Annotated in this window: 19 protein-coding genes; 11 read left to right on the top strand and 8 right to left on the bottom strand. The window is 61.0% G+C overall.

From position 1 onward, the window contains the following. Window positions 1–58: 58 nt before the first annotated feature. Complete coding sequence (locus tag ACQUTG_RS13975; RefSeq protein WP_428919988.1) at window positions 59–1,564, top strand: sensor histidine kinase; 1,506 nt, start codon at window positions 59–61, stop codon at window positions 1,562–1,564. Beyond that, complete coding sequence (locus tag ACQUTG_RS13980; protein ID WP_428919989.1) at window positions 1,557–2,207, top strand: response regulator transcription factor; 651 nt, start codon at window positions 1,557–1,559, stop codon at window positions 2,205–2,207. Before ACQUTG_RS13975 ends, ACQUTG_RS13980 begins: the two co-directional genes overlap by 8 nt. Here ACQUTG_RS13980 and ACQUTG_RS13985 read toward each other — a convergent pair. Then, entirely contained in the window at window positions 2,204–3,613 is a 1,410-nt protein-coding gene (locus ACQUTG_RS13985; RefSeq protein ID WP_428919990.1) for a PLP-dependent aminotransferase family protein, read from the bottom strand. The two genes, ACQUTG_RS13980 and ACQUTG_RS13985, sit on opposite strands and share 4 nt — an antisense overlap. Window positions 3,614–3,818: 205 nt before the next feature. Here ACQUTG_RS13985 and ACQUTG_RS13990 point away from each other — a divergent pair, with 205 nt between their 5' ends. Genes ACQUTG_RS13990 through ACQUTG_RS14000 form a run of 3 tightly spaced genes read left to right on the top strand, consistent with a single transcriptional unit; the run spans window position 3,819 to window position 6,173 of the window. Beyond that, window positions 3,819–4,136 (top strand): hypothetical protein, encoded by a 318-nt coding sequence (locus ACQUTG_RS13990; RefSeq protein WP_428919991.1) that lies wholly within the window; start codon window positions 3,819–3,821, stop codon window positions 4,134–4,136. Then, window positions 4,133–4,936: a PhzF family phenazine biosynthesis protein gene (locus ACQUTG_RS13995; protein WP_428919992.1), complete on the top strand. Its 804-nt coding sequence runs from the start codon at window positions 4,133–4,135 to the stop codon at window positions 4,934–4,936. Before ACQUTG_RS13990 ends, ACQUTG_RS13995 begins: the two co-directional genes overlap by 4 nt. A 43-nt stretch (window positions 4,937–4,979) precedes the next feature. After that, window positions 4,980–6,173, top strand: a complete 1,194-nt coding sequence (locus ACQUTG_RS14000; protein ID WP_428919993.1) for an NAD(P)/FAD-dependent oxidoreductase — start codon at window positions 4,980–4,982, stop codon at window positions 6,171–6,173. A gap of 10 nt (window positions 6,174–6,183) precedes the next feature. Here ACQUTG_RS14000 and cfa read toward each other — a convergent pair whose 3' ends face one another. Together cfa and ACQUTG_RS14010 are read right to left on the bottom strand one after the other, a co-directional pair. Continuing rightward, window positions 6,184–7,296, bottom strand: a complete 1,113-nt coding sequence (cfa, locus tag ACQUTG_RS14005; RefSeq protein WP_428919994.1) for a cyclopropane fatty acyl phospholipid synthase — start codon at window positions 7,294–7,296, stop codon at window positions 6,184–6,186. Between the two features lie 224 nt (window positions 7,297–7,520). Beyond that, window positions 7,521–8,372: a universal stress protein gene (locus ACQUTG_RS14010; protein ID WP_428919995.1), complete on the bottom strand. Its 852-nt coding sequence runs from the start codon at window positions 8,370–8,372 to the stop codon at window positions 7,521–7,523. A 177-nt stretch (window positions 8,373–8,549) separates the two neighbouring features. On the opposite strand from ACQUTG_RS14010, the gene ACQUTG_RS14015 reads away from it, so the two are divergent. Next, the gene (locus ACQUTG_RS14015; RefSeq protein WP_428919996.1) at window positions 8,550–9,830 is read left to right on the top strand and encodes an MgtC/SapB family protein; all 1,281 of its coding nucleotides are present in this window, start codon (window positions 8,550–8,552) and stop codon (window positions 9,828–9,830) included. An 11-nt stretch (window positions 9,831–9,841) separates the two neighbouring features. Here the strand turns inward: ACQUTG_RS14015 and alkB are convergent, their stop codons facing one another. Continuing rightward, window positions 9,842–10,492, bottom strand: coding sequence for a DNA oxidative demethylase AlkB (gene alkB, locus ACQUTG_RS14020; protein ID WP_428919997.1), 651 nt, complete (start codon window positions 10,490–10,492; stop codon window positions 9,842–9,844). 84 nt (window positions 10,493–10,576) lie between these two features. Between alkB and ACQUTG_RS14025 the strand changes: the two genes are divergently transcribed. Both ACQUTG_RS14025 and djlA read left to right on the top strand, forming a co-directional pair. Beyond that, window positions 10,577–13,405, top strand: a complete 2,829-nt coding sequence (locus tag ACQUTG_RS14025) for an HD domain-containing phosphohydrolase (protein WP_428919998.1) — start codon at window positions 10,577–10,579, stop codon at window positions 13,403–13,405. A gap of 50 nt (window positions 13,406–13,455) precedes the next feature. After that, window positions 13,456–14,235, top strand: a complete 780-nt coding sequence (gene djlA, locus ACQUTG_RS14030) for a co-chaperone DjlA (RefSeq protein ID WP_428919999.1) — start codon at window positions 13,456–13,458, stop codon at window positions 14,233–14,235. 3 nt (window positions 14,236–14,238) lie between these two features. Here djlA and ACQUTG_RS14035 read toward each other — a convergent pair whose 3' ends face one another. Then, the gene (locus tag ACQUTG_RS14035; protein WP_428920000.1) at window positions 14,239–14,847 is read right to left on the bottom strand and encodes a methyltransferase family protein; all 609 of its coding nucleotides are present in this window, start codon (window positions 14,845–14,847) and stop codon (window positions 14,239–14,241) included. A 144-nt stretch (window positions 14,848–14,991) separates the two neighbouring features. Between ACQUTG_RS14035 and ACQUTG_RS14040 the strand changes: the two genes are divergently transcribed. Beyond that, a complete protein-coding gene (locus tag ACQUTG_RS14040; protein ID WP_428920001.1) occupies window positions 14,992–16,479 on the top strand; it encodes an amidase in 1,488 nt (495 codons plus the stop codon). Here the strand turns inward: ACQUTG_RS14040 and ACQUTG_RS14045 are convergent. Genes ACQUTG_RS14045 through ACQUTG_RS14055 form a run of 3 tightly spaced genes read right to left on the bottom strand, consistent with a single transcriptional unit; the run spans window position 16,446 to window position 21,386 of the window. Next, window positions 16,446–17,204 carry a pseudouridine synthase gene (locus ACQUTG_RS14045; protein WP_428920002.1) on the bottom strand — a complete coding sequence of 253 codons (759 nt, stop codon included), beginning with the start codon at window positions 17,202–17,204 and terminating at the stop codon, window positions 16,446–16,448. The genes ACQUTG_RS14040 and ACQUTG_RS14045 overlap by 34 nt on opposite strands. Window positions 17,205–17,208: 4 nt before the next feature. Further along, the gene (locus ACQUTG_RS14050) at window positions 17,209–20,298 is read right to left on the bottom strand and encodes an efflux RND transporter permease subunit (RefSeq protein WP_428920003.1); all 3,090 of its coding nucleotides are present in this window, start codon (window positions 20,296–20,298) and stop codon (window positions 17,209–17,211) included. Window positions 20,299–20,303: 5 nt separating this feature from the next. Next, window positions 20,304–21,386, bottom strand: a complete 1,083-nt coding sequence (locus ACQUTG_RS14055; RefSeq protein ID WP_428920004.1) for an efflux RND transporter periplasmic adaptor subunit — start codon at window positions 21,384–21,386, stop codon at window positions 20,304–20,306. 345 nt (window positions 21,387–21,731) lie between these two features. Between ACQUTG_RS14055 and ilvG the strand changes: the two genes are divergently transcribed. Beyond that, window positions 21,732–23,432, top strand: coding sequence for an acetolactate synthase 2 catalytic subunit (gene ilvG, locus ACQUTG_RS14060; RefSeq protein WP_428920005.1), 1,701 nt, complete (start codon window positions 21,732–21,734; stop codon window positions 23,430–23,432). Further along, window positions 23,429–23,707 (top strand): ACT domain-containing protein, encoded by a 279-nt coding sequence (locus tag ACQUTG_RS14065; protein WP_428920006.1) that lies wholly within the window; start codon window positions 23,429–23,431, stop codon window positions 23,705–23,707. Before ilvG ends, ACQUTG_RS14065 begins: the two co-directional genes overlap by 4 nt. Window positions 23,708–24,086 lie beyond the last annotated feature (379 nt).

Below are 24,086 nucleotides of genomic sequence, written 5' to 3' on the forward strand. Positions count from 1 at the left end.
TACAAATACTAGAAACTACACCAAGGTATTATAGTATTGATACTATAACAACGATGATATGACCGACTTTCCCCCTGATACGGTATTTAGTTTGCCGGACGCCGACCCGCAACCCGGTTTGATTCTTGACCGGGACGCTGCCCTGCTCAAGGCCAGCCTCAGTGCCATCAATCTGGTCAGCAGTGCCGGCCTGGAAAGTGCGGCGGACCTGCTGCCGGTGAACACAGAGGCCCTGGTGCATTCTACGCTTCAGCAGAACCGGGCCATCGAGAATGTCGAATCCCGGATACCCGGCCACATTCTGCTCTGGACGTTGATACCGGATCAGGACGGCAATCAGGTACTGCTCCGGGGGCGGGATGCCACCGAGGAAGTTCGCACCCGGGAGCAGGCCGTGCAGTCCAACCGTCTGTACCGGCTGATTACCGAAAACACCACCGATCTGATCTCCCGCCACGCCCCGGACGGTCGGTTCATCGATGCAACGCCGGCGTCGTGGCGATTGCTGGGGTACTGGCCCGAGGAGCTTCGGGGCAAGCCGCTGGAAGAGGTGTTCCGGGGCGATCACGTGGTCGAGCAGCTGGTGGAAGCCCGTAACCGCCTGCGGGACGACGGCTACGCCACCATGACCCTGGAAATCCTGCACCGGGACGGCAGCAAGCGCTGGTTCGAGATTGCCAGCCGCGCTATCCGCGAGACCTACACCGGTGCGGTGGTGGAAGTCATCAGCGTGTCCCGGGACATTACCGCCCGGGTGGAATCCGAGGAAAGCAACCGGCGGCTGGCGGACGAACTGGCTCATGCCGCGCGGTTGGCGACCCTGGGCGAACTGGCCTCCAGCATCGCCCACGAGATGAACCAGCCACTGGCCACCATTGTGAACTTTGCCAGCGCCAGTCAGCGGTACCTGAAGAATGCGCGAAGCAATCCCGAATGCCTGGACCGGGTGGACGACGGCCTGCAGAAGATCGTTCACCACGCCAACCGGGCCTCGGAAGTGATCAAGCGGCTCCGGGCTTTCCTGCGCAAGGGCCAGAAACGGACTGCCCCGATTTTCGTCAATGACGTGGTCAGCAATGTGGCCCGCCTGTGCCAGTGGGAAGCAGACAAGAACCGGGTCAGGATCCGGGAGCGGTTGTGTGATGCTGCCCCGGTGATAACCGCCGATCCCGTGTTACTTGAGCAAGTCCTGATCAATCTCATCCGCAACGGGATCGAAGCCACCGTCGAGTCCCGGCAAACGGGCAGCACTGACCAGGGAGGCCCGGCCGAGCTTACCCTGACTACCTGTATCAATGACCGGAATGAGACGCTGATCGAGGTCACCGACCAGGGCGCCGGACTGGGCGAGCAGGAAATTCGCCAGATGTTTCAGCCCTTCTATACCAGCAAGCCCCAGGGTCTCGGGCTTGGCCTTTCCATGAGCCGCTCCATTATCGAAGGTTTTGGCGGCTTCCTGGATGCCCGGCCCGCGAAGACCGGTGGCCTTACCCTCACCTGCCGCTTCCCCGCCAGCGGAAACAAGAACAAGACGATAACAACGGAGATTTCCCGGAATGACTGAATCACCCAGTAACCAGCCCACCACCGTCTACGTGGTCGACGACGATGCCGGCATGCTCGAGTCGACCCAGTGGCTGCTTGAGTCCGTGGGACTGAGAGTTGAGGCCTACAGCGACGGCCGGAAATTCCTGGATGCGCTAGGGCATACCAGCGCCGGCTGTGTCGTGCTGGATGTGCGGATGCCCGGGCTCGGTGGCCTCAACGTCCAGGAGGAGCTGCAGAAACGGGGACTGGAGGTGCCGATCATTTTTGTCTCCGGCCATGCGGACGTACCTATCGTGGTCCGGGCTTTCAAATCCGGTGCTTTCGACTTCATCGAAAAGCCGTTCAACGAGCAGCTGCTGCTCGACAGCGTCCAGCAGGCTCTCCAGGAGCGGCAAAGCGGGCAGCGTTTCCATGGCAATGCCCGCACCGAGGCACTGATCGATACCTTCACCCGCCGGGAGCGGGATGTCTTCCTGCCTCTGGCGCAGGGGTATACCAGCCGTGAGATTGCCGATCAGCTGGGGGTCAGCGTCAAGACCATCGACCTGTACCGGGCCCGGGTCATGAAACGTCTGGGCGCCGAACGGCTACCGGATGTGACCGGCATCGCCATTGCGGCAGGGCTCGTTGATCCCCTGGATCTGCGCCGCGAGAGCTAGCGCGCCGCCTCCTCGTGAACCAGCGCACCGAGCCTGGCGACGGCCTTTTCGATGGTGCCGGTCCAGGGGTTCCCGCCGTTCAGGCGAAGGCAGTTATCGAACTTGTTGGTGGTGGAGAACATCAGCCCGGGAGCCACATTGATATTCTCTGCCCTGGCCCGCTGGTACACCCCCGTTCCGGACACCCCCTCCGGTAGCTGCACCCAGAGTACAAACCCGCCCTGGGGCCGACTCACCGCGGTCCCTTCCGGGAAGGAGCGGGCTACCGCCGATCGCATGCGCTCGGTCGCTTCCCGGTAGTGCTGTCGGGCGGAGCGCAGGTACCGGTCATAGCCGCCCTGTTCCAGAAAGTGGGCAACCGCCAGCTGGGGAATGGAGGAGGTTGCCAGATTCACGAAGTACTTGTGCTGGCGGGCGCTGGCCATGTGACGGCCGGGGATCATCCAGCCCAGGCGCAGGCCCGGGGAAATGGTCTTGGAAAAGGAACTGCAATAGATCACGTTGTCAGCCCGGTCGAAGGCCTTGGCGGGCCGGGGCCGTTCACCGGTGTGGTACAGGTCGCCGTAGATATCATCCTCGATCAGGGGCACGTCGGCCGCCGCCAGCATGGACACCAGCTGCTTCTTGCGCTCATCGGACATGCGCGCGCCCATGGGATTGCTGTGGTTGGTCACCACCACACAGGCTTTCAGGGGCCACTGATCCAGGGCCAGCTCAAGGCCCTCGAGGCTCAGGCCTTCCGAGGGGTGGGTGGGGACTTCAATGACCCGCAAGCCCACTACCTCCAGCGCCTGGAGAATACCGGGGAACGACGGCGATTCCACCGCCACGATGTCCCCCGGCTGGGTCACCGCCCGCAGAGCCAGGATGATCGCTTCCTGCGCCCCGTTGGTTGCCAGGATATCATCCGGCGTAACCGGCACACCGATGGTAGCCATGCGCTGGGCAATCTGTCGGCGGAACGATTCCTTGCCGGGAAAAGCGTAATCCAGGGTTTCCAGACCCCTTCGTGCCGCCCAAAGCGTACTTTGCTGGATCTGGCGCAGAGGCAGGTAATCCGGGTGGGGAATGGCTGTGGCCAGAGGCACCATGCGTTTCTGTTCATCGGCACACAGATCCAGGGTCATTTCCCGGGCGGTCACCGGGACCGGCCGGCTCCGGTGCTTTGGCATCCTGGGTTCGGGCACATCCTGGACCGGCAGGCGCACAAAATAGCCGCTGCGCTCCCGGGCTTCCAGGTACCCTCGTGCCTCCAGGGTCTGGTGGGCCTGCAATACCGTCGAAATCGACACTCCGAACTGGCGGCCCAATACCCGTACACCGGGCAACCGGTCGCCTTCCCGGTACACTCCTTCCTGGATCAGCGCCTGCAGCTGATCTGCCACCTGGCTGTATAGAACGCCCATACTGTCTCCCTCCCGGCTTTCTGGCTCCTCTCCTATTGCACCAGACCTGTGCTGCAACAGGGCAGTACAGATCGGCGGGAAATGGACCAGTACAGACAGTCCGCAGAGCAATCTGTATCGGTTCAAAAACAGATTAACTGAATCTGTTATGCCTGTCAGCGAAGCAGGACAATGATGACAAGCTCATTGAAGAAGGAGTTTCACCATGGGATCCGCCACTGTTCTTACCCGACATTCAGTTGTACCTGTCCTGCTCCCGGACGTTCCTGCCCCAACGCGCAAGGATATCCTTGGGCTGGCAACACCCAGTCTGCCTTTGGGTACTGTCCGGCCGGAGGTTACCCTGAAATGGCTGCGAGACCTCGGGTTCTCCATCAACCAGCCAACCCTCGGCCACTGGATTCTGACCCTCGGACAGCTGCTGACGGAAGTGCACCTTTACAGCGAGGGAGAGCTGGAGCAGTTTGCCAGGTACAAGGCCCATGATTACGCTGAACGAGCACTCGAGGAGACAAACCCATGATGCACCCGATCTATCAGGTTGACGCTTTCACCGACCGCATTTTTGGCGGCAATCCGGCCGCCGTCATGCCCCTGGAGAGCTGGTTGCCGGATGACACCCTCCGGGCCCTGGCGATGGAGAACAACCTGTCCGAAACTGCCTTCCTGGTCCGGCTGCCGGAATCGGATGAAGCCGACTTCCACATTCGCTGGTTCACGCCCACGGTGGAAGTGCCCCTGTGCGGCCATGCCACGCTGGCCAGTGCCTGGGTCATCTTCAACAAGCTGGACTGGGCTGGAGAGAAGATCACCCTGCAGTCCAGGAGTGGTCATCTGGGTGTTCGCAGGGACAGGGACTGGCTGGTGCTCGACTTCCCCAACCTGGCCTCCGAACAACGCCAGACACCGGACATTATCCACGAGGCCCTCGAGGGTGCGCCGGAGACCGCCTTCTACGTGCCCAACGACACCAACTACATGGTGGTGCTGGAAAACGAAGCGGCCGTCCGGTCGGCCGAGCCCGATCTTCGCAAACTCAAGACCCTCGGCAACCAGGGGCTGATCGTCACTGCCCGGGGCGAGGACTGCGACTTTGTCAGCCGCTATTTTGCACCCGGCGCGGGCATCGACGAAGATCCGGTGACCGGCTCCATCCACAGTGTGCTGGTGCCCTACTGGGCACAGCAACTGGGCAAGTCCTCCCTTAAGGCAAAGCAGCTGTCAGCCCGGGGTGGCCTGTTGCGCTGTGAACTGAAGGGCGACCGCATCGATATCGCCGGCCAGGCCGCGTTCTACATGGAAGGTTCCGTACACCTGCCCTGAGACTGGTATACTGCCCGCCGTTCACTCACACCGGCGGGCAGTAATGACAGCATCCTCGGCATCCCACTACGACGTAATCATCATCGGCGCCGGTGCTGCCGGGCTCATGTGTGCCGCGACTGCAGGCTACCGGGGGCGCCGGGTACTCGTGGTGGACCACGCTAACAAGCCCGGGAAAAAAATCCTCATGTCCGGCGGCGGACGCTGCAATTTCACCAACCTGAACAGCACACCGGCCAATTTCCTGTCCGATAACCCCCACTACTGCATTTCGGCATTGAAGCGTTATACGCCCCAGGATTTCCTGGAACTGGTGGATCGCCACGGTATCGAGCACGAGGAGAAAGCCGCAGGTCAGCTGTTCTGCCGGGACAGCGCCAAGGACATCCTGAACATGCTGCTGACCGAATGCGAATGGGCGGGGGCCGAAATCCGGCTGAAAACCGCCGTCACTTCCGTCAGTGAGACCGGGGAGGGCTATCGCCTGAAAACCGGCAGTGGCGCACTTACCTGCAAATCCCTGGTGATTGCCACCGGCGGGCTCTCAATCCCGACCATGGGCGCGACCGGCTTCGGATACGAGATAGCCCGGCAATTCGGCCTGGAGGTGCTCCCCACCCGTGCCGGCCTGGTGCCTTTCACGCTCCAGCCGGAGCTGAAAACCCAGCTGGCACCGCTGGCCGGGATCAGCTGCCCGGTGGATGCCGAATGCAACCGTCAGCATTTCCGGGAACCCATGCTGGTCACCCACCGGGGCCTGAGTGGCCCGGCCATGCTGCAGATTTCCAGTTACTGGTATCCGGGGGATGACATCAGCATCAACCTGTTGCCAATGCGCCGGATCGAAGACGACCTGATGGGCCTGCGCAAGCAGAAACCGCGCACCACCGTCGCCCAGTATCTGGCGGAGTACCTTCCGAAACGCTTTGCCAGCGCTTTCAACGAACTCCACGGCTGGTCCGGCCCGCTGCAGGAATACAAGAACGCCGATATCGAACAGGTGGCAAACAACCTGGGAGACTGGACCATCAAGCCCGCCGGCACAGAGGGTTACCGCACAGCCGAAGTCACCCTTGGCGGCATCGACACCCGCCAGCTCTCGTCAAAGACCATGGCGGTCCTGGACCGGCCGAACTTGTATTTTATCGGGGAAGTGGTGGATGTCACCGGCCATCTGGGCGGCCACAATTTCCAGTGGGCCTGGGCGTCCGGCGTTGCTGCCGGTAATGTCGCCTGAGCGCCGGTCTTCAGCTCACCCGGCGATAACCACCTTCCAGGCCATTTTTCGACAACACCCACTGCCATAGCTGGATATCCCGGGCCCGGAAGGCCCCGGCGCAGGACAGCAGGTAATACTCCCACATCCGATAGAAGCGCTTGCCGAGCTGCTCCCGGAACTCTGGCCAGGCAGCCTTGAAGTTGTCGTACCAGGCCATCAGTGTCCGGTCATAGTCGGCGCCGAAGTTGTGCAGGTCTTCTACCACAAACAGGTTGTCGACCGCGTTGCTGACGTGGCTCAGCGAAGGCAGCTCCCCGTTGGGAAAGATGTACCTGTCGATCCAGGGATCGGAGCCACCGGACCGGCTATTGCTGCCAATGGTATGCAGCAGGAACAGGCCGTCATCCTTCAGGCAGCGATGGGCCACATCCATGTACGTGCGGTAGTTCCTGCGCCCGACATGTTCGAACATGCCAACACTGACCACCCGGTCAAACTTCTCATTCACTTCCCGGTAATCCTGTAGACGGAACTCCAGCGGCAGGTCCGGATAACGGTCACGGGCCCAGGCGGTCTGTTCCTTCGAGATGGTCAACCCGACACACTCCACCCCGAAGTGCTCGGCGGCGTAGCTCATGAAGCTGCCCCATCCGCAGCCGATGTCCAGCACCCGCATTCCCGGTTCCAGCTTGAGCTTCCGGCAGATCAGGTCGAGCTTTGCTTCCTGCGCCTGCTCCAGGTTACTGGCGTTTTCCCAGTAACCACAGGTGTAAGTCATTCGGGAGTCGAGCATGGCGCCATAGAACTCGTTGCCCAGATCGTAGTGCTGCTCCCCTACCTGCCAGGAACGCCGTACATTCTGGCGGTTGAGCAATCTCGCCTTGAGGGCATGAAACATGACCCGCGAAGGCCGCACCTTGTGGTGCAGGCCCGCCCGGAGCAGCCGATGAAAGAATTCGTCGAGCCGGTCACAGTCCCAGTCGCCATCCATGTAACTTTCACCAAGCCCCAGGTTGCCCCGGGCAAACACCCGGTCGGCGACGCCGGGCGCATTGAGCCGCATATCCCACGGAGACTGACCATCGAGGCGTATACCAGCCTCGGTCAGCAGTTCCGCCATATACCGCTCAGACGCGGGCATTCTCCGTTCCCGCAGATTGGTCAGACGCTGGTTCGACGCAACTTGAGGCAAAACCACCCCTCCTTTCCAGATCCAGAACAAACGTGACTACACGGTTGCCGTGAAAAAGAAAGACTCCTTAACCATAACCTTAGTCAAAAAACGCGAGGGCGGGGTTTGAATTTCTTAATAAGAACAATAGCCGGGGCTACCCTGCCCCGGCAGAGAGAGATCAAAGCATGAGATCAGCGCAGGATAACCAGAGGCTTCTTTGCCGTCTTGAGCATGGTTGTGGTGGTACTGCCCACCAGGAACTGGCGAATGCGGGAGTGACCGTAAGCCCCCATCACCAGGATATCGATATCGTGTTCCTCCTGGTAGTGATGCAGGGCCGGTTCAACATCGCCAGCACGGATCGCAAGGGTTATCTCACTCTCCAGCCCGGCAAGCATGCTTTCCGCTTTTTTCAGCTGCTCCCAACGGTCGCCGGTATCGGGGCCGACCATCACCAGGTGCAGGGGCATGCCCTTCAATACCGGGCTGCCTGCCAGAAGTTCGACACCCTTGAAGGCAGTCGCACTGCCATCGAAGGCCAGCATCGCACTCTTCGGCTCGGCGTATTCGTCCGGTACCAGCAGAATGGGCCGATGAACACTGCGGATCACAGTCTCCAGCTGGCTGCCGATATGAATGTCCCGGTCCGAACTACTCTCACCATGCAGGCCCATGACCAGTAAGCGGGTCTGGCTCTCCAGTGCCAGCAGGGATTCGGTCAGCTCGTCATGGCGCTGGCGCTTGGTCACGTCAGTAATACCGGCCTGTTTGACTCGCTGCTCCGCCTCATCCAGAAGGTGATGACCGTGTTCCAGAGCAAGCTTTGCCCGTTTGCGATCCAGTTCTGCCAGCTCGTCCAGCAGGTGCTCCCGGCTACCGAGACCGATGCTGCCGGCAAGGTCCGGCTCAGCCGGATAACGTTCCTGATCCAGCACGTGCAGCAGCAGCAGGGGCGCTTCCATGTGCCGACCCGCCCAGGCCGCGTAATCGCAGACAGCCGGAGCCGCGCGGGAACCATCAATACAGGCAACAACGTTCAACATCTTTACCTCGCCTTCCAAATGATCATGTTCATTATTAATGTAGGGCAAGCGATCAACATAAGCGCACTCAAGGTTTGCAAACGCCTGCCATTAAAGTAAAACTCGTAAAATCCACCTGTCGGAACACATTGGATCAAAGTGCCGATCGAATGCAAAGTCTGGAGCTCTCTTTGACACATGGATGATGTAGCAAGCCAGTTCATCACGTCCAATCAAACCATCATCAACCTTGCGGTGGCCCTGCTCCTCGGTGCCATTATTGGCCTGGAACGGGGCTGGGATGCCCGGGAACAGAAGGCCGGCGAACGCATTGCCGGAATCCGGACCTTCGCGCTCATCGGCTTGCTTGGCGGCATCTCCGGTGTACTGGCCCGGGAGATCACCGAATGGGCCTTCCCGGTCCTGCTGGTGTGTGTCGTTGCCATGGGCATCGTTGCCTACAGCGAGCGTCTGGCGCATATCCGCAACTTCAGTATCACCGGCATGGTCGGCATGATGCTGACATTCTGTTTTGGCACCATCGCGGTGGTCGTGGATCCGGTCATGGCGACGGCAGCGGCCGTGGTGACCGCCATCATTCTGGACAACAAGGAAGAGATTCACGGCTGGGTCAACAAACTCAAGGCCCACGAACTGGATGCAGCCCTGAAACTGTTGCTGATCTCCGTCGTGATGCTGCCTCTGCTTCCGAACGAAGCCATGGGGCCCGGAGGGGTGCTTAATCCCCGTGAAATCTGGTGGATGGTGGTAATGATTGCCTCCATCTCCTTTGTCGGCTATTTCGCAATCAGGGTGGCAGGCACCAGCCGGGGCATTCTCTTTACCAGCCTGTTTGCCGGGCTCAGTTCTTCCACCGCGCTTACCCTGCATTTCGCCCGGCAGTCAGCCCGCAATCCGGAACTGAGTCCGCAGTTCGCCACCGGCATCCTGATTGCCTGCGGCACCATGTTTCCCCGCATCCTGGTGTACTGCTTTGTCATCAACCGCGACCTGCTTCCGCTGCTGATCTGGCCGGTTTTGATCATGACAGCACTGCTCTATGGTCCGGCCCTGCTCATCTGGCGCCGCAATTCGGGAAAACTGGAAGTCTCCCAACCGACCCTGAACCAGAACCCGCTGGACCTGACCTCGGCCCTGGTGTTCGGGCTGCTGCTGACCGCCATTCTCCTGCTCGGTGAATTCCTGAAGAACTGGCTGGGCGATGCCGGTATTTATCTGCTGGCGGCCAGCTCCGGTGTCGCCGATGTCGATGCCATTACCCTCTCGCTCACCCGTATGTCCAACGACTCCCTGGCGATGGGCACTGCGGTTGTCGGTATCGTCCTCGCCGCTGCGGTCAACAACCTGGTCAAATCGGGCATGGCCTGGGGCATCGGAAACCGACGGCTGGGACTGCTTGTTGCTGGTCCTATGGCGATTTCTCTGGTGGCGGGTCTCGCGGTTGCGTGGTTTCAATAACCTTGCAGGGGCTAACTGGCCTTCCGGAACGTAAGGTTGTACCGGTAACCACCAGTCAGAGGATGATCACCCGCCTTTAAAGTCAGTACCCCATGGTAATTGCGCCGGACCGGGCCACCCCAGACCACTACATCGCCATGCCCGAGGGTCACTCTCACCGGCGGATCATTGCGGCGTGGCCCGCCGAACTGGAAGACAATGGGCAGCCCCAACGACACCGACACGATGGGCTGACTAAAATCCCTCTCATCCCGATCCTGATGCAAACCCATCTTTGCCCCTGGCTGGTATCGGTTGATCAGGCAGGCATCCGGGACGAAATCATCGAAGCCTGCTTCCGAAGCGGCCTCTGCTGCCAGCTTCAGAAACACCTCTGGCATCCGGGGCCAGGCCTGCCCGGTGACCGGATCCATCGCTTCATAGCGATAACCGCGCCGATCGGTAACCCAACCAAGCTCACCGCAACAGGTCATCGCCGCCGACATGGTATGCCCACCCGGCGTTTCCATGAAGCGGAACGGCGACTGTGAGGCGACCAGATCAATGGCGGCCAATAACGCCGGCCCCGTCCCACTTGCGAATCCCCTGAGCACCAAGGCGCCTTCGGCAATGATTTCCCGGCGGGGTTCAACACCCTCGCCATCAAACAGTTCAAAGGTCATAACTTACGACTTTGTATGGAAAAACCGGAAAGTTCTGCCTAAACAGTCTACCCTTTTAACCGGGTTTTCAAGTAAGGATGAACGATGAACCTCAAGAGCCAGTCGGCCCAGATTTCCCTGGCTTTACTGATTGCCTCGGCCATTACCTCCGGCATGCTGGTGCTGGCACTGGTTCTGCTCGGACAGAGCTTCCATGGCATGGAGAGCGCCAAAGTCTCGGCAGCCAGCGCGACGGCAAGGCAACTGGCGGTCAGCGTCGATGACCGCATCAATGCCATCACCGCCCCACCCTCAACGGCCCTCGCGGTTCTCAGCCATGACCCTCTGGCCACAAGCCAGACCAACGACCAGCGGATTGAACGCCTCAGCGTTCTCGCCGACATACTGGCGAGCAGCGACATTGTCAGTGCCGTATATGCCGGCTGGATCGATGGCGACTTCTTCCTGCTGCGCAAGGTCCGCAGCTCCGGCACCCTGCAGTTTCCCGACGCGCCAGGGGGGACTGAATATTTGCTTCAGACCGTTACACGGGAGGCCGGCACTGTTACCGGCGAATGGTACTTTTACGATGGTGGGATGCAACTGATCAATCGAAGACTGGTGCCCGACTATACCTTTGACCCGAGAACCCGCCCCTGGTTCGAGGCGGCAGTGGACTCCCCGAAAACAGAACTGTCGGCCCCCTATGTGTTTTTCACCACACACGAAACCGGCCTTACGCTCTCTCGCCGCAGCACCGGCTTCGATTCCGGGGCCGGGTCGGCCGTCTTCGGTATCGACGTCACCGTCACCGATCTGGGTGCCCATCTGAACGAGCTGCGCCAGACACCGGGAACCCGGATTGCCATCGTCAACCAACAAGGCCAGATGCTCGCGGACTCGTCGGGCCGAACCGAAGCCGGTGAAGTCATTACCACGGTCCTGAACCAGAGCGGCCAACGTGCCACCGATGCCCCGGTTTCTCTGTTCAACGCACAGGACCGGGACTGGTACGGCATCCGGGAACCTCTGAACGCGCTGGCGGACGAACATCTTCAGGTGGCTGTGGCCATTCCATCAGACGAGCTGCTGGCCGATGTCTGGGCCGCACTGACCCGGCAAACCCTGATCGCCGGGGGCATCGGTCTGGCCCTGCTTGTTGTCGCCTGGTTCCTGGGCCGTCGCGTGGGCCGGCCCCTGGAGAAGCTGACCGACGAGGTTGGCAGGCTGTCCCGCTTCAGGTTCGATACCCCGGTCCGCTCGGACTCCCACATCCGGGAAGCCCACCAACTGGGCGTTGCCCTCGACGAAATGTCGAGCACCATCCGCAGCTTCCAGAACATCGCGTCGGTCCTGAACCGGGGCCAGGACCTGAACCAGTTACTACGGGATGTCCTCGAACAGATTGTCCACATCGTCGGCCAGGAGCGCGGTGGCATCTACCTGTTCAGTAGGCAGGAGCAGGAGTTGCGCCTGGCGGTGGACCAGCACGCCGAACTCCCCGAACGCATCGAAGGCATCAACACCGGCATCGACGACAGCGACCTCATTCGCGAACTACGCCAGCACATCGGCGGCCACCCGGTGTTTGCGATCCTGCGCAACCGCAGGAAAAAACTGGTGGGTGTGCTGGTGATTGAAATGGAACACGGAAAACACACCCACCTGAGCGATGACCTTATTGTCTTTGTCGATGAAATTGCCGGCTCCGCCGCCGTTGCCATCGAGACACGGGAATTGCTGGAGAGCCAGCAGGCCCTGCTGGAAGGCATTATCCGGCTGGTGGCCAATGCCATCGACGCCAAATCCCCATACACCGGCGGGCACTGCGAACGGGTTCCGAAACTGGCGCAGATGATTCTGGCGGAAGCCGAGGCCAGCAACGAGGGCCGGTTTACCAACTTCTCGATGAACGACGACGAGCGCCATGAGTTCGAGCTGGCAGCCTGGCTCCACGACTGTGGCAAGATCACCAGCCCGGAATACGTGGTGGACAAGGCGGTGAAGCTGGAGACACTGCACAACCGCATCCACGAGGTTCGCACCCGCTTTGAGGTTCTGTACCGGGATGCGGACGTCGACTATCTTCAGGCGCTCCTCGATGGCGAGGAGGAAACGGTTGCCCGCGATAGGCGCGACCATACCCATACCCGACTACAGGAAGAATTTGCCTTCCTGGCCCGGGCCAACAAGGGTGGCGAATCCATGAGTGAACAGGATATCGAGCGCATCCGGACCATCGGCCAGCAAACCTGGCAGAGGCATTTCAGCGACCGCCTGGGCCTGTCCTCGGATGAACGGCAAAGACTGGCCGATGTCCCGGAAACTGGCCTGCCAGCCACGGAACGTCTACTGGCCGACAAGCCCGAGCACCTCCAACCGTGGGCCGATCACCGCCCGCCGGTTGAGAAGGACGACCCCCGGAATGTCTGGGGCTTCGATATGAAGCTGCCGGAACATGCCTACAACCGGGGCGAAATTCACAACCTTACGGTGGCAAAAGGCACGCTCACGGATGAGGAGCGGTTCAAGATCAACGAGCACATTGTCCAGACCATCTGCATGCTCGATGCCCTGCCCCTGCCCGATCGCCTGGCCAACGTGCCGCAACTTGCCGGCACTCACCATGAACGCATGGATGGCAAGGGCTATCCATGCGGACTGACCGCCGAGCAGATGGGCATCCCCGAGCGGATCATGGCTGTAGCCGATGTCTTCGAGGCACTGACCGCTGTCGACCGGCCATACAAGGAAGGCAAGACGCTGACCCAGGCACTGACGATCATGTCCGGCATGGTCGATAACGGCCACATCGATCGTGAGACCTTTGAGCTGTTTGTGCGCTCCGGTACCTACCTGCGCTATGCAGAACAACACCTTCGGCCGGAACAGATCGATCAGGTGGATGAAAGCCTGTTCATGAATCGGAACTGAAAAACACGTATATTCTCAAGTCGTATTTTCGCTGGACCAAGGACAACCTGATGCTGTTTGCAATCATTATTGGCGGCCTGATTGGCTATGCATTCGGAAAATTCACCGGATTTCTCATCGGTGCCGCCATCGGCGCATTTCTGTTCAACCGCGCCAAAGCCCGCCTGATCGGCAAACTCCAGAATATCCAGAGCGGATTCCTGGAATCGGTGTTCGCGGTGATGGGAGCGCTTTGCAAGGCTGACGGCGTGGTCACCCGGGATGAAATCCAGATGGCGGAATCCATGTTTGCGCGTTTCCGGCTCAATCATAAGCAGCGGGAGGCTGCCAAACAGGCCTTCAACCGGGGCAAAGCCGCAGATTTTGACCTGGATGCCGAGCTGGACCGGTTCATGCGCCTGAGCGCCCGCCAGCCGGCCCTGCTACAGATGTTTCTCCAGGTACAGGTGTCCGCGGTCGCCGCCGACGGCGTGGTCCATCCGGAAGAGCACCAGATGCTGGTGCGCATAGCCCGCCGGCTGGGACTGCCGGAAAGCCAGGTCGACCAGCTGGAAGCCATGCTGCGCGGCGCTCATGCCGGCCAGGCAGGTGCAGGGCAGCGTTCCACCAGCGACCAACTTGACGATGCCTACAAGGCACTGGGCGTATCACCCTCTGCCAGTGACGAGGAAATCAAGAAGGCCTACCGCAAACTGATGAGTGAGAACCATCCAGACAAGCTCGCCGGCAAGGGGTTGCCCGAGAGCATGCGGGAAATGGCCGAGGAACGGACCCGCGAGATCAGCCACGCCTACGACGTGATCAAGGACGCCCGCAAAAAAGCCGGTTAAACCTCAGAACCAGCGCGGCACCCGCTTCCGGTATTGCTCGTAGGCATCACCGAACTGCCGTGCCAGCGCCTTTTCCTCCTCGTGCGCCTGCCTCACGATCACGGTGGCCCCGGTTATCAGGCAAACCAGCGAAAACACACTGGGCAGCGCCAGAAAGAAGCCGATCTGACCGGTAATAACGGCGATGAACAGGGGATTGCGGCTGCGGGCGAACGGGCCTTCCGTAATGAGCTTCTGGCGCCCATTCCCGGCCTCAATGCCGGAGCGCCAGTCCTCGTGCATGTAGGCTTGCAGGTAGTTCACGCCAGAAAAGGATGTCAGCAGCAAGAGCATGCCCACCAGCAACACCGGCCAATGGTACAGCGGGCCAAATACCCCGAGCCAAGGGTCGATGTCCGCAAACACCCGCACCACGCAAACGCCGAGAATGGCCGCACGGAACAGGTTGAAGGTATGGCGGTGCCACCAGGGCGCGGAGCCGCGCTTACCGTAATTGATGTGAGAATATTTGAGCCGGTCATAGAGCCCGAGTGTCCGGCCGGCAAATTGCAGGCCGATCATCAGAAAAAAAATGCCCAGGAAATGCCTGACCAGCGGTTCGATAAGGTCCATCAGGTGCGCTTACTGCAGTAATTGTCCTGCAAGCTTATTACCTGAAACCACTCATGAAAAGCGTCATCTTACTTCCTGAAATGACATATCGTCACGTTATGGAATGGGATAGAGTTGCAGGAGAATTCTCAAGGAGCTCATCCGATGTCCAATCCAGACCTGCCAGAGACCGTTCACGCCTTTTCCGATGACGCCTTGGGGCAAGACGACGCCACCGGTCTTGCACAACGACTGCGCCGCCGGGAAGTCTCCAATGCCGATGTAGCGGAAGCGGCGATCCGGCGGGCACGGATGGTCGAACCCCTGCTGCATGGCGTGGTGGCGGACAACTATGATCAGGCTCTGGAAGCGGCCAGGCGTCTGGACAATGAGCGGCCGGGCGGCAACCCCGGTTTCTTCCGGGGCGTGCCTACCTTCATCAAGGACAACCTCAATGTGGCCGGGTTACCCACCCGGCACGGCTCGGCGGCCATCCCGGACAACACCGCACCGGACACCAGCCCTTTTACCCAACAGATGCTGGTGCAGGGGTACGTATGCCTGGGCAAGAGCTCGATGCCCGAGTTCGGCTTCAACGCCACCACAGAACCCGCTCACGCCGAACCGACCCGCAACCCCTGGAATCTGGCCTACTCCACAGGCGCGTCCTCGGGCGGATCAGCCGCGCTGGTGGCCGCCGGCGTGGTGCCGGTCGCCCACGCCAATGACGGTGGTGGCTCGATCCGCATCCCCGCCGCCTGCTGTGGCCTGGTGGGGCTCAAACCCACCCGGGGCCGCCTGGTGGCCAACGATGCAGTTCATTCCCTGCCCATCAACATCATCAGCGATGGCATTGTCAGTCGGTCGGTGCGGGACACGGCAAATTTCCTGTCCGAGGCGGAAGACTGGTTTCAGAACCCGAAACTGCCTCCCGTCGGACGGATCGAGGGAGCTTCGGACAAAAAGCTTCGCATCGGGCTGGTGCTGGATTCGATCAATGGCCACCGGACCGACAATGTAACCCGGAAAACCGTTGAAGATACCGCCCGACTGCTGGAACGGCTGGGCCATCAGATCGTGCCTGTCGCAGTCCCCGTGCCGGAGAGCTTTCCGGACGACTTTGCCCTGTACTGGGCCCTGCTCGCCTTTGGCGTGAAGGCCAACGGCCACAAGCTGCTCAATCCCGCTTTCGACAAGCGCAAGGTGGACGGTCTCACCAATGGCCTGGCGACGATGTTCAAGCGCAACTTCTGGCGCTTACCCGGTGCCTTGTGGCGCCTCAGGCGTTCCATGCGGGATTATGCCCGGGCCATGGACGGCTATGATGCCGTGCTGACCCCGGTGCTTGGCCACACCACACCGCCCCTGGGCCATCTGGGCCCCGATGTGCCCTTCGAAATCCTGTTCGAGCGACTCACCCGATACGTCAACTTTACCCCTCTGGCGAATGCCACCGGTGCACCCGCCATTTCACTGCCGGCGGGGCTGACGGAGGATAACCTTCCGGTTTCGGTCCAGTTGATGGGCAGGCACGGCGGGGAAGCCACCCTGCTGGACCTCGCCTTTGCCCTCGAGGCAGAGCAGCCCTGGCCCGGACTGTGGCAGCAAGTACGGCAGGTTCAGGCCGAAAAAACCGCTTCGGCAGGCGGGTAACGGAAGCCCGGGAATATCGACATCACCTGCAGAAAACTCTGCTCCAGAGGAGCATCAAAGATCACGCGCTCGCCACTCACCGGGTGGGAGAAGGCCATCCGGGTGGCGGCCAGCATCAGCCGCCCCTCACCGAAACGCTCGGCAAAGTAACGGTTATGACGCCCGCGCCCGTGATTGGCATCGCCAATAATGGGGTGACTGATGTGCTTCATGTGACGGCGCAGCTGGTGCTTGCGGCCGGTTTCCGGATACAGCTCGACCATGGCGTAGCGGCTGGTCGGATATTTCTCGACGGCAACCGGTATCTCGGTGGTGGCCAGGGTGCGGTACCGGGTCCTGGCGTCCCGAACCGGCCGCTCTTGCCCTTTCAGCCGCCGGTCTTCCGGCTCCTCCCGCAGCGGGTGGTCAATTGTTCCCTCGCCGGGCGGCCAGCCTCGCACCATGGCCAGATACGTCTTGCTCACTTTCCCTGCCATCATGGCCAGTCCGAGGCGGCGGGCGGTTTCGGGGTCCCGGGCGAAGACCAGAACCCCCGAGGTGGGCCGGTCCAGACGGTGCACCGGGTAGACATGCTCGCCCCCGTTCAGCGAGCGGGCATACTGCAGGGCAAACTCGGTTTCATGTTTGTCGATCGGGCTGCGGTGAACCAGCAGGCCGGCCGGTTTATGCACAACCAACAGCTGGTCGTCGCGGTAGAGTTCCTGGAGCGGATTGGCTCCCGTCATGGCCCTACCCCGCCTCCGGCTGCAACCGGCCGGTGAGCTGCCGTACTTTGCGCCCGGCTTTCTCACCGAGCACCAGCAGGGACGGGGTCAGCAGCAATGTCAGGATGGTCGCAAAACCCAGACCACCGGCAATGGCACTGGAGAGCTGGGTCCACCACTGGGTGGACGGCGCACCGAGGCCCAGAGACGGACTAAGCAGATCGACGTTGATGCCCAGCACCATGGGCATGAGACCCAGGACCGTCGTGATCGCAGTCAGCAGGACCGGTCGTAAACGCAGGCACCCGGTTTCCAGTGCCGATTCGTAGGGCGACAGCCCGTCCCGGCGCATCTGATTGTAGGTATCGATCAGAATGATGTTGTTGTTCACCACGATGCCCGCCAGCGCAATGATCCCCATCCCGACCATCACGATGCCGAAGGGCTGGCCATTGAGCAGCAGGCCGATCAGGACGCCGGCAGTGGACAGCACGATGGCCGAGAGGATCAGGAAGGTCTGGTAAAGCGAGTTGAACTGGGTCACCAGAATCAGGAGCATCAGGCCAATAGCAACCAGAAATGCGGTGGTCAGGAACGATGCAGCCTGCTGCTGGTCCTCGCTCTCGCCCGCGAACGCAACAGTGACACTCTCCGGCGGTTCCGGCATCTTCTCCTGCAGCACCCGCAGCATTTCATCCACCTGCCGGCCCGGCGCCAGATCCGATTTGATGGTTACCGTGCGCTGACCGTCAACCCGCACGATGCTGCCGGTCTTGTCTCCGGGCTCGAGATTGACGAATTCGGAGAGCGGCACCTGACCCCTGGAGGTATTGATGGTCTGGCGCTGCAACTGATCCAGTTCCCGCCAGTTGTTGGGAACACGCACCGCAATGTCCACCTCGTCCCGGACATCCTCGGGCCGATAGGTCGCCAGTACCAGGCCGTTGGTGACCAGACGTACCGCACTGCCGATACTGAGCACGTCGGTGCCGAAGCGTGCTGCCGCTTCCCGGTCCACCTGCAGTTGCCATTCAATACCCGGCAGGCTGCGGTCGTCCTCGATTTCCACGAACCCGTCCAGGGTGCGCATGCGCTCCTCGACGGCATCCACAAAACCGTTTAGCTGACCGTTATCGCGACTGCTTAGCTGGATCTCGATCGGCTTGCCCTCGGCCGGCCCACCCTCCTGCTTGCGGAACTCAAGCTCGATGCCAGGGATATCGGCCGTTCGTTCCCGGAAATCCTCCAGAATCGCGCTGGCAGGCCGGCGGGTGAACCAGTCGGTGAACTGGAACTGCAACACCCCGATGACATCCGGCGCCATCCGGGTGTTGTTACTGAGCATGGAGCGGGCGTAGAGGGCCTTTACCTCTGGCATCCCCTGCAGACGCCGTTCGACCTCCCGGACAATGGCATCGCGCTCCCAGACAGACAGATCGCCCCGGGCCCGAACCTGCACCTGGGCCGAATCCGGCTCCACGCTGGGGAAGAATTCCACGCCGTGGTTGAAGCGGGCGTAGGCGGCGTAGATCACCAGAATGACCACCAGCACGCCCACCAGGGTGACCCCCGGGAACTGCAGCAGCCGGGACAGCACCAGCCGGTACCAGGCCATCATACGACCATCGGTATGGGACGCCCGGGCCCGGCGCCCGCCACTGACACCGCCGAGCACCGGCAGGAATACCAGGGCCATGGCGAGGGACGCGCTCAGGCAGATGATCACAGTGATCGGCAGGAATTTCATGAACTCGCCCACCACGCCGGGCCAGAACAACAGCGGTACGAATACCGCCAGGGTGGTCGCGGTGGAGGCAATGATCGGCCAGGCCATCCGACTCGCCGCTTCGGCCCAGGCGGAGCCGACAGTGCCGCCTTCAGACAGGTTCCGGTCCGCCAGCTCGGACACCACAATAGCGCCGTCCACCAGCATGCCGGCAACCAGAATCAGGCTGAACAGAACCACGATATTGAGCGTCAGGCCCATACCCCAGATCACCAGGATGCCGGTCAGGAAGGCGCCGGGAATGGTGAGTCCGACCAGCAGCGCCGAGCGCGGGCCCATGGCCGCGATCACCACAATGATCACCAGCACAATGGCGGTCAGCACGTTATTGAGCAGATCCGAGAGGATGTCCTGCACCTCGTCCGACTGATCCATTATGTAACGGATATCGAGGCTTTCCGGCAGCCGAGGGCGGGCCTGCCCGATCAGTTCCCGCACCTGGTCCACGGTTTCGATAATGTTGGCGCCGGATCGCTTGGACACTTCCAGCACCAGCGCAGGCTCACCGTTGATGCGGGCAAATCCGGTGGGGTCCTTGAAGGTACGCTGGAGCATGGCGACATCCCCGAAGGTCACCACGGTGTCACCATCCACTTTCACCGGCATGGACATAACATCCTCGATGTTCTCGATCACACCGGGCACTTTCAGCGCCATACGGCCGTTACCTGTATCGAGGGAACCCGCTGCCACCAGCTGGTTATTGCGAGTCACCAGGGACGCCAGCCGGTCGAAATCGATGCCGTAGCTCTCCAGTACCTGTGGGTCCACCACGACTTCCAGCTGATCCTCCCGGTCACCGCCGATCTCCACTTCCAGCACCTCGGGAATGGCCTCGATGGCATCCTGCAGTCGCCGGGCGATGGTGATCAGCTCCCGCTCGGACAGCGGCCCGGAGAGGCCCACCGACAGTACCGGGAACAGGGACACATTGATCTCGTTCACGCGCGGTTCGTCCGCTTCCTGGGGCAATTTGGTCCGCGCAGTATCCACTTTCTCCCGGACATCCTGCAGCGCCATGTCCGGATCGAAGCCGGCATCGAACTCCAGCATCACCGACGCATGGCCCTCGGAGGCGGTGCTGCGCATCTCCTTGATGCCTTCCAGGGAGCGCAGCTCCTGTTCCATCGGTCGCACGAGCAAACGCTCCGCGTCTTCCGGGCTGATGCCGTCCAGCGTCATGGAGACGTAAATGATCGGGATGGTGACATCCGGATTAGCTTCCTTGGGGATGGTATTGAACGCCGTGATACCCCCAAGAATGAGGAACAACAAGGTCAGCAGGGTGGTCCTGCTCCGGTCCATGGCGGCAAAGATCAGAGCCCGCATACCGATCAGCCTCTATTGTCCGAACGATCGACCGGGATGACTTCCTCACCCTCGCTGACAAAACCACCACCACGGGTGATCAGACGGATCTCATCAGGCAAACCGGTTACCCAGGCACCCTCGGTAGAGACACTGAGCAGCCGGACCGCAGCAAAGACCACCCTGTTATTCACATCCACGTACTTGATGCCCGGACGGCCGTCATCACCCAGGCTGAGATAGGCGGGAGAAATGAACATGGCTTTGACTTCCGGTAGCGCGATCCGGAGGCTGGCGCTGCCTCCGGCAACCCGTTTCAGCTCCGGGTTCTCCACGGCAATCTCTACTGCGAAACTCCGGGTCTCGGGGTTGGCCGCACTGGCCACGAAGGTCACCAAACCCTGTAGCCGGCCGCCGTCCAGCAGATCAATCCGGACCGGCTGCCCCACGGCGACCTGGCTGACCGACTGCTGCGGAACCTGGCCGGTGGCCTTCAGACGGTCGATACGCACCAGCTCGAAAAGCGGCGAGCCAACCTGTACCAGGGTTCCCGGATCCACATGTCGGGCGTTTATGATGCCGTTGAATGGTGCATTCGGCGTCAGATGCTGCACCGCCAGGCGGGCTGACGTCAGTTCGGCACGGGCCGCGGCAAGCTCGCTCTCCAGGTCCAGCAGCTGCGACTGCGAGGTAAAGTTGTCCGAACGCAGCCGACGCGCCGCCGCAAGGTCGGCCTCCAGCTGTTTCACCCGGGCGTTCCAGCGATCCACCAGGGCCGTGCGGCCGTCGTCGGAAAGTCGAGCCAGCACCTGCCCTTTCGTCACACTTTCCCCGAGATCGGCGGCAACTTCTTCAACCGTTCCCGGCACCCGGGCACCCAGACTGACGGAAAACCAGGGCTCAAGCTGGCCCTGAAGCTGGATTCCCGGCTCGTGCAGGCGCGCCTGCAGCGTTTCCACCTCCACGCTGGTCAGTCCCGCCTCAGGGTCCTGCTGCTGCTCGGGCGCCTGATCCGATGAAACCTTGACCTCGCCGGTCATCATCCAGATTACCAGGAGAACCACCACCAGCAGGGATAACCCGAGGGATCCCCATCTTGCTTTCGTCATTGAATGCTCGCTGTGCCTGAAGACGGTGAATAAGGATGCGGAAAGAGAAACCGTACGCCGGCCTGGAGAAAAAACCGGCAATTAACGGTTGCATCCGATTTAAGACGTGGGGTAGATTCTACACAGAATCCTTTTACGAATTCAGAGCAGACTGTCGATTTCATGAATCTCAACGCAGTGATTGTCCTTGTGAAGCTTGTCCTGGTGGTCGTGGTACCGTCCGGGGGCTTCTGCGTGGACAAGCGGGTGAGATAGCGACAAACCTGACAAGACACCAGAAACCCCCGGCACCGAAAGGTCCCGGGGGTTTCTTTTTTTACGGCAAAAGAAAAGGGAAAAACGACCATGAACGGCGCACAGCACATTCTTGAAGCGTTCCACCGCCACAACATCAGCACGGTTTTCGGGTATCCGGGCGGCTGCATCATGCCGCTATACGACGCGCTGGTGGATGATGTGGGTGTGGAACACGTGCTGTGCCGCCATGAACAGGGCTGCGCCCTGGCCGCCGACGGGTACGCCCGCGCCAGTGGCAAGTTGGGGGTGTGCATCGCCACCTCGGGCCCCGGTGCCACCAACCTGATCACCGGCGTGGCCAACGCCCACCGGGATTCCATTCCCATGCTGGTTATCACCGGCCAGGTGCCCTCGGGCCTGATCGGAACCGATGCCTTCCAGGAAACCGATGTTCTGGGCATGACGTTGGGCATCGTCAAGCACAGTTACCTGGTGGACGACGCGGACACCTTGCCCGCGATCATGGAAGAAGCCATCGAACTGGCCCAGAGTGGCCGGCCGGGGCCGGTGTGGATTGATATCCCCAAAGACCTGTTGTTGACCAAAGTGGCCGACGCGCCCTTCTCTCAACCCGAATCCTGTGAAGCAGCCTGCCCGGACCTGACTGAAGCCGTGGCCATGCTGCGCTCCGCCCGCAAGCCCCTGCTCTACAGCGGCGGCGGCATCAGCCTGGCCCACGCAGAGGACAGCTTCCGCACTTTCGCTGAAACATCGGCCCTGCCAGCGGTTGTTACGCTCAAAGGCATCGGCAACCCGGGCAAACACAACCCCTACAACCTCGGCATGCTGGGCATGCACGGCTCCCGGGCAGCTAACAAGGCCGTCGACGAGTGCGACCTGCTGCTGGTCATCGGCGCCCGCCTGGACGATCGCGCGACCGGCAAACTGGATGGCTTCGCCCCCAATGCCAGGATGATCCACATTGATGCCGACGCGGCCGAGATCAACAAACTGCGTGACGCAGACCTGGCTATCCGTGGCGATCTGGACGCCATCCTGAAATCACTGGCGGATGCATTGCAGGCCGAGCCACTGGCCATCAAGGATTGGCAGAAACAGTGCCGCACCTGGTACACCACCGGCGGCTTCCATGCGGCCGACAACGATGATCCGATGGCCCCGATCACCGGCCCGGCCTTCATCCGCCAGCTCTCCCGAATTGCCCCGGACGACACTGTGATCGCCTGCGACGTTGGCCAGCACCAGATGTGGGTAGCGCAGCACTACGAGTTCGACCACCCGCGTCATCACCTGACCAGCGGCGGCCTGGGCACCATGGGCTTCGGCCTGCCTGCGGCCATCGGCGCCCAGTTTGCGGACCGCAACAGCACCGTGATCAACGTGACTGGTGATGGCTCGTTCATGATGAACGCCCAGGAACTGGCCACCATCCGCCGCTACAACCTGCCGCTGAAACTGATCATCATGGATAACCAGTGCCTGGGCATGGTCCGCCAGCAGCAGGAGCTGTTCTACGACAACCGGGAGAGCCAGATAAACCTGGACGACAACCCCGACTTCGTTGCCATGGCCCGGGCCTTCGATATCCCGGCCCTGCACATCGAACGCACCGACCAGATCCGCCGTGGCATCGAAACCATTCTGGCCTACAACGGCCCGATGCTGCTGCACGTTGCCATCAGCCGTGAAGAAAACGTATGGCCCATCGTCAAACCCGGGGCCAGCAACACAGACATGATCGACGAAACCGCCCGCACCGCCAAAGCCAGCAAGGAGCAAGTTGCATGAACCCGCAGAGCCAGCCATCAACGCCCAGCTATACCATCAACTGTCGAATGACCCAGGAAGCCGCCGCCCTGGAGCGGCTGTGCCAGGTGGTCCGCATCCGCGGGTTCCGGATTGCCACCATGGCGGTTGAAACCGCCGGCGAGCATCTGGATATTGCTCTTACCCTGGAAGGTACCCGGCCTATTGCCATGTTGCAGTCGCAACTGGAGAAGCTTCACACGGTTGCGGAGGTTGCCCTCGCGTCTGGGTCTGTGGCCCGGTCTCGTTCAGCCTGAGGTTTTGGGGGCTGGTCTTTTTGTAGCCTGAGGTTTGGCGGGCAGGTACGGGGGTGGGGGTATCTTTTCTTCGGGGAAAACAACTCGCTTCGCTCAGACATCTTTTCCCTGTCAGAAAAGATACCCCCACCCCCTACCGACGGGCAGAAACGAAATGTCAGGGAAAAAGAAAAAACAAAGACGAGGGCACTGACTTTTCTGTCAGGTTGTTTGAGGTTTCGACTTGCACTGACAAGGCGATCCCAAAAGCATTTCAAAAGTCTTTAAGTCGGTGAACCCGTGTTGCACGTCGGCGCGGGGTGGTAGGTGGATTTTTCGCCGGAAAAAGGTGTCTGAGCGAAGCGAGTTCTTTTTCCAAGAAAAACTCCACCTGCCACCC

Source organism: Marinobacter sp. DUT-1 (genome assembly GCF_050379415.1).
Lineage (GTDB): Bacteria > Pseudomonadota > Gammaproteobacteria > Pseudomonadales > Oleiphilaceae > Marinobacter.

Excerpts from the sequence above, each read along its gene's own strand:
- ACQUTG_RS13975 (WP_428919988.1), top strand. The coding sequence starts at position 59 with ATGACCGACTTTCCCCCTGATACGGTATTTAGTTTGCCGGACGCCGAC.
- ACQUTG_RS13980 (WP_428919989.1), top strand. The coding sequence starts at position 1,557 with ATGACTGAATCACCCAGTAACCAGCCCACCACCGTCTACGTGGTCGAC.
- ACQUTG_RS13985 (WP_428919990.1), bottom strand. The coding sequence starts at position 3,613 with ATGGGCGTTCTATACAGCCAGGTGGCAGATCAGCTGCAGGCGCTGATC.
- ACQUTG_RS13990 (WP_428919991.1), top strand. The coding sequence starts at position 3,819 with ATGGGATCCGCCACTGTTCTTACCCGACATTCAGTTGTACCTGTCCTG.
- ACQUTG_RS13995 (WP_428919992.1), top strand. The coding sequence starts at position 4,133 with ATGATGCACCCGATCTATCAGGTTGACGCTTTCACCGACCGCATTTTT.
- ACQUTG_RS14000 (WP_428919993.1), top strand. The coding sequence starts at position 4,980 with ATGACAGCATCCTCGGCATCCCACTACGACGTAATCATCATCGGCGCC.
- cfa (WP_428919994.1), bottom strand. The coding sequence starts at position 7,296 with ATGCCCGCGTCTGAGCGGTATATGGCGGAACTGCTGACCGAGGCTGGT.
- ACQUTG_RS14010 (WP_428919995.1), bottom strand. The coding sequence starts at position 8,372 with ATGTTGAACGTTGTTGCCTGTATTGATGGTTCCCGCGCGGCTCCGGCT.
- ACQUTG_RS14015 (WP_428919996.1), top strand. The coding sequence starts at position 8,550 with ATGGATGATGTAGCAAGCCAGTTCATCACGTCCAATCAAACCATCATC.
- alkB (WP_428919997.1), bottom strand. The coding sequence starts at position 10,492 with ATGACCTTTGAACTGTTTGATGGCGAGGGTGTTGAACCCCGCCGGGAA.
- ACQUTG_RS14025 (WP_428919998.1), top strand. The coding sequence starts at position 10,577 with ATGAACCTCAAGAGCCAGTCGGCCCAGATTTCCCTGGCTTTACTGATT.
- djlA (WP_428919999.1), top strand. The coding sequence starts at position 13,456 with ATGCTGTTTGCAATCATTATTGGCGGCCTGATTGGCTATGCATTCGGA.
- ACQUTG_RS14035 (WP_428920000.1), bottom strand. The coding sequence starts at position 14,847 with ATGGACCTTATCGAACCGCTGGTCAGGCATTTCCTGGGCATTTTTTTT.
- ACQUTG_RS14040 (WP_428920001.1), top strand. The coding sequence starts at position 14,992 with ATGTCCAATCCAGACCTGCCAGAGACCGTTCACGCCTTTTCCGATGAC.
- ACQUTG_RS14045 (WP_428920002.1), bottom strand. The coding sequence starts at position 17,204 with ATGACGGGAGCCAATCCGCTCCAGGAACTCTACCGCGACGACCAGCTG.
- ACQUTG_RS14050 (WP_428920003.1), bottom strand. The coding sequence starts at position 20,298 with ATGCGGGCTCTGATCTTTGCCGCCATGGACCGGAGCAGGACCACCCTG.
- ACQUTG_RS14055 (WP_428920004.1), bottom strand. The coding sequence starts at position 21,386 with ATGACGAAAGCAAGATGGGGATCCCTCGGGTTATCCCTGCTGGTGGTG.
- ilvG (WP_428920005.1), top strand. The coding sequence starts at position 21,732 with ATGAACGGCGCACAGCACATTCTTGAAGCGTTCCACCGCCACAACATC.
- ACQUTG_RS14065 (WP_428920006.1), top strand. The coding sequence starts at position 23,429 with ATGAACCCGCAGAGCCAGCCATCAACGCCCAGCTATACCATCAACTGT.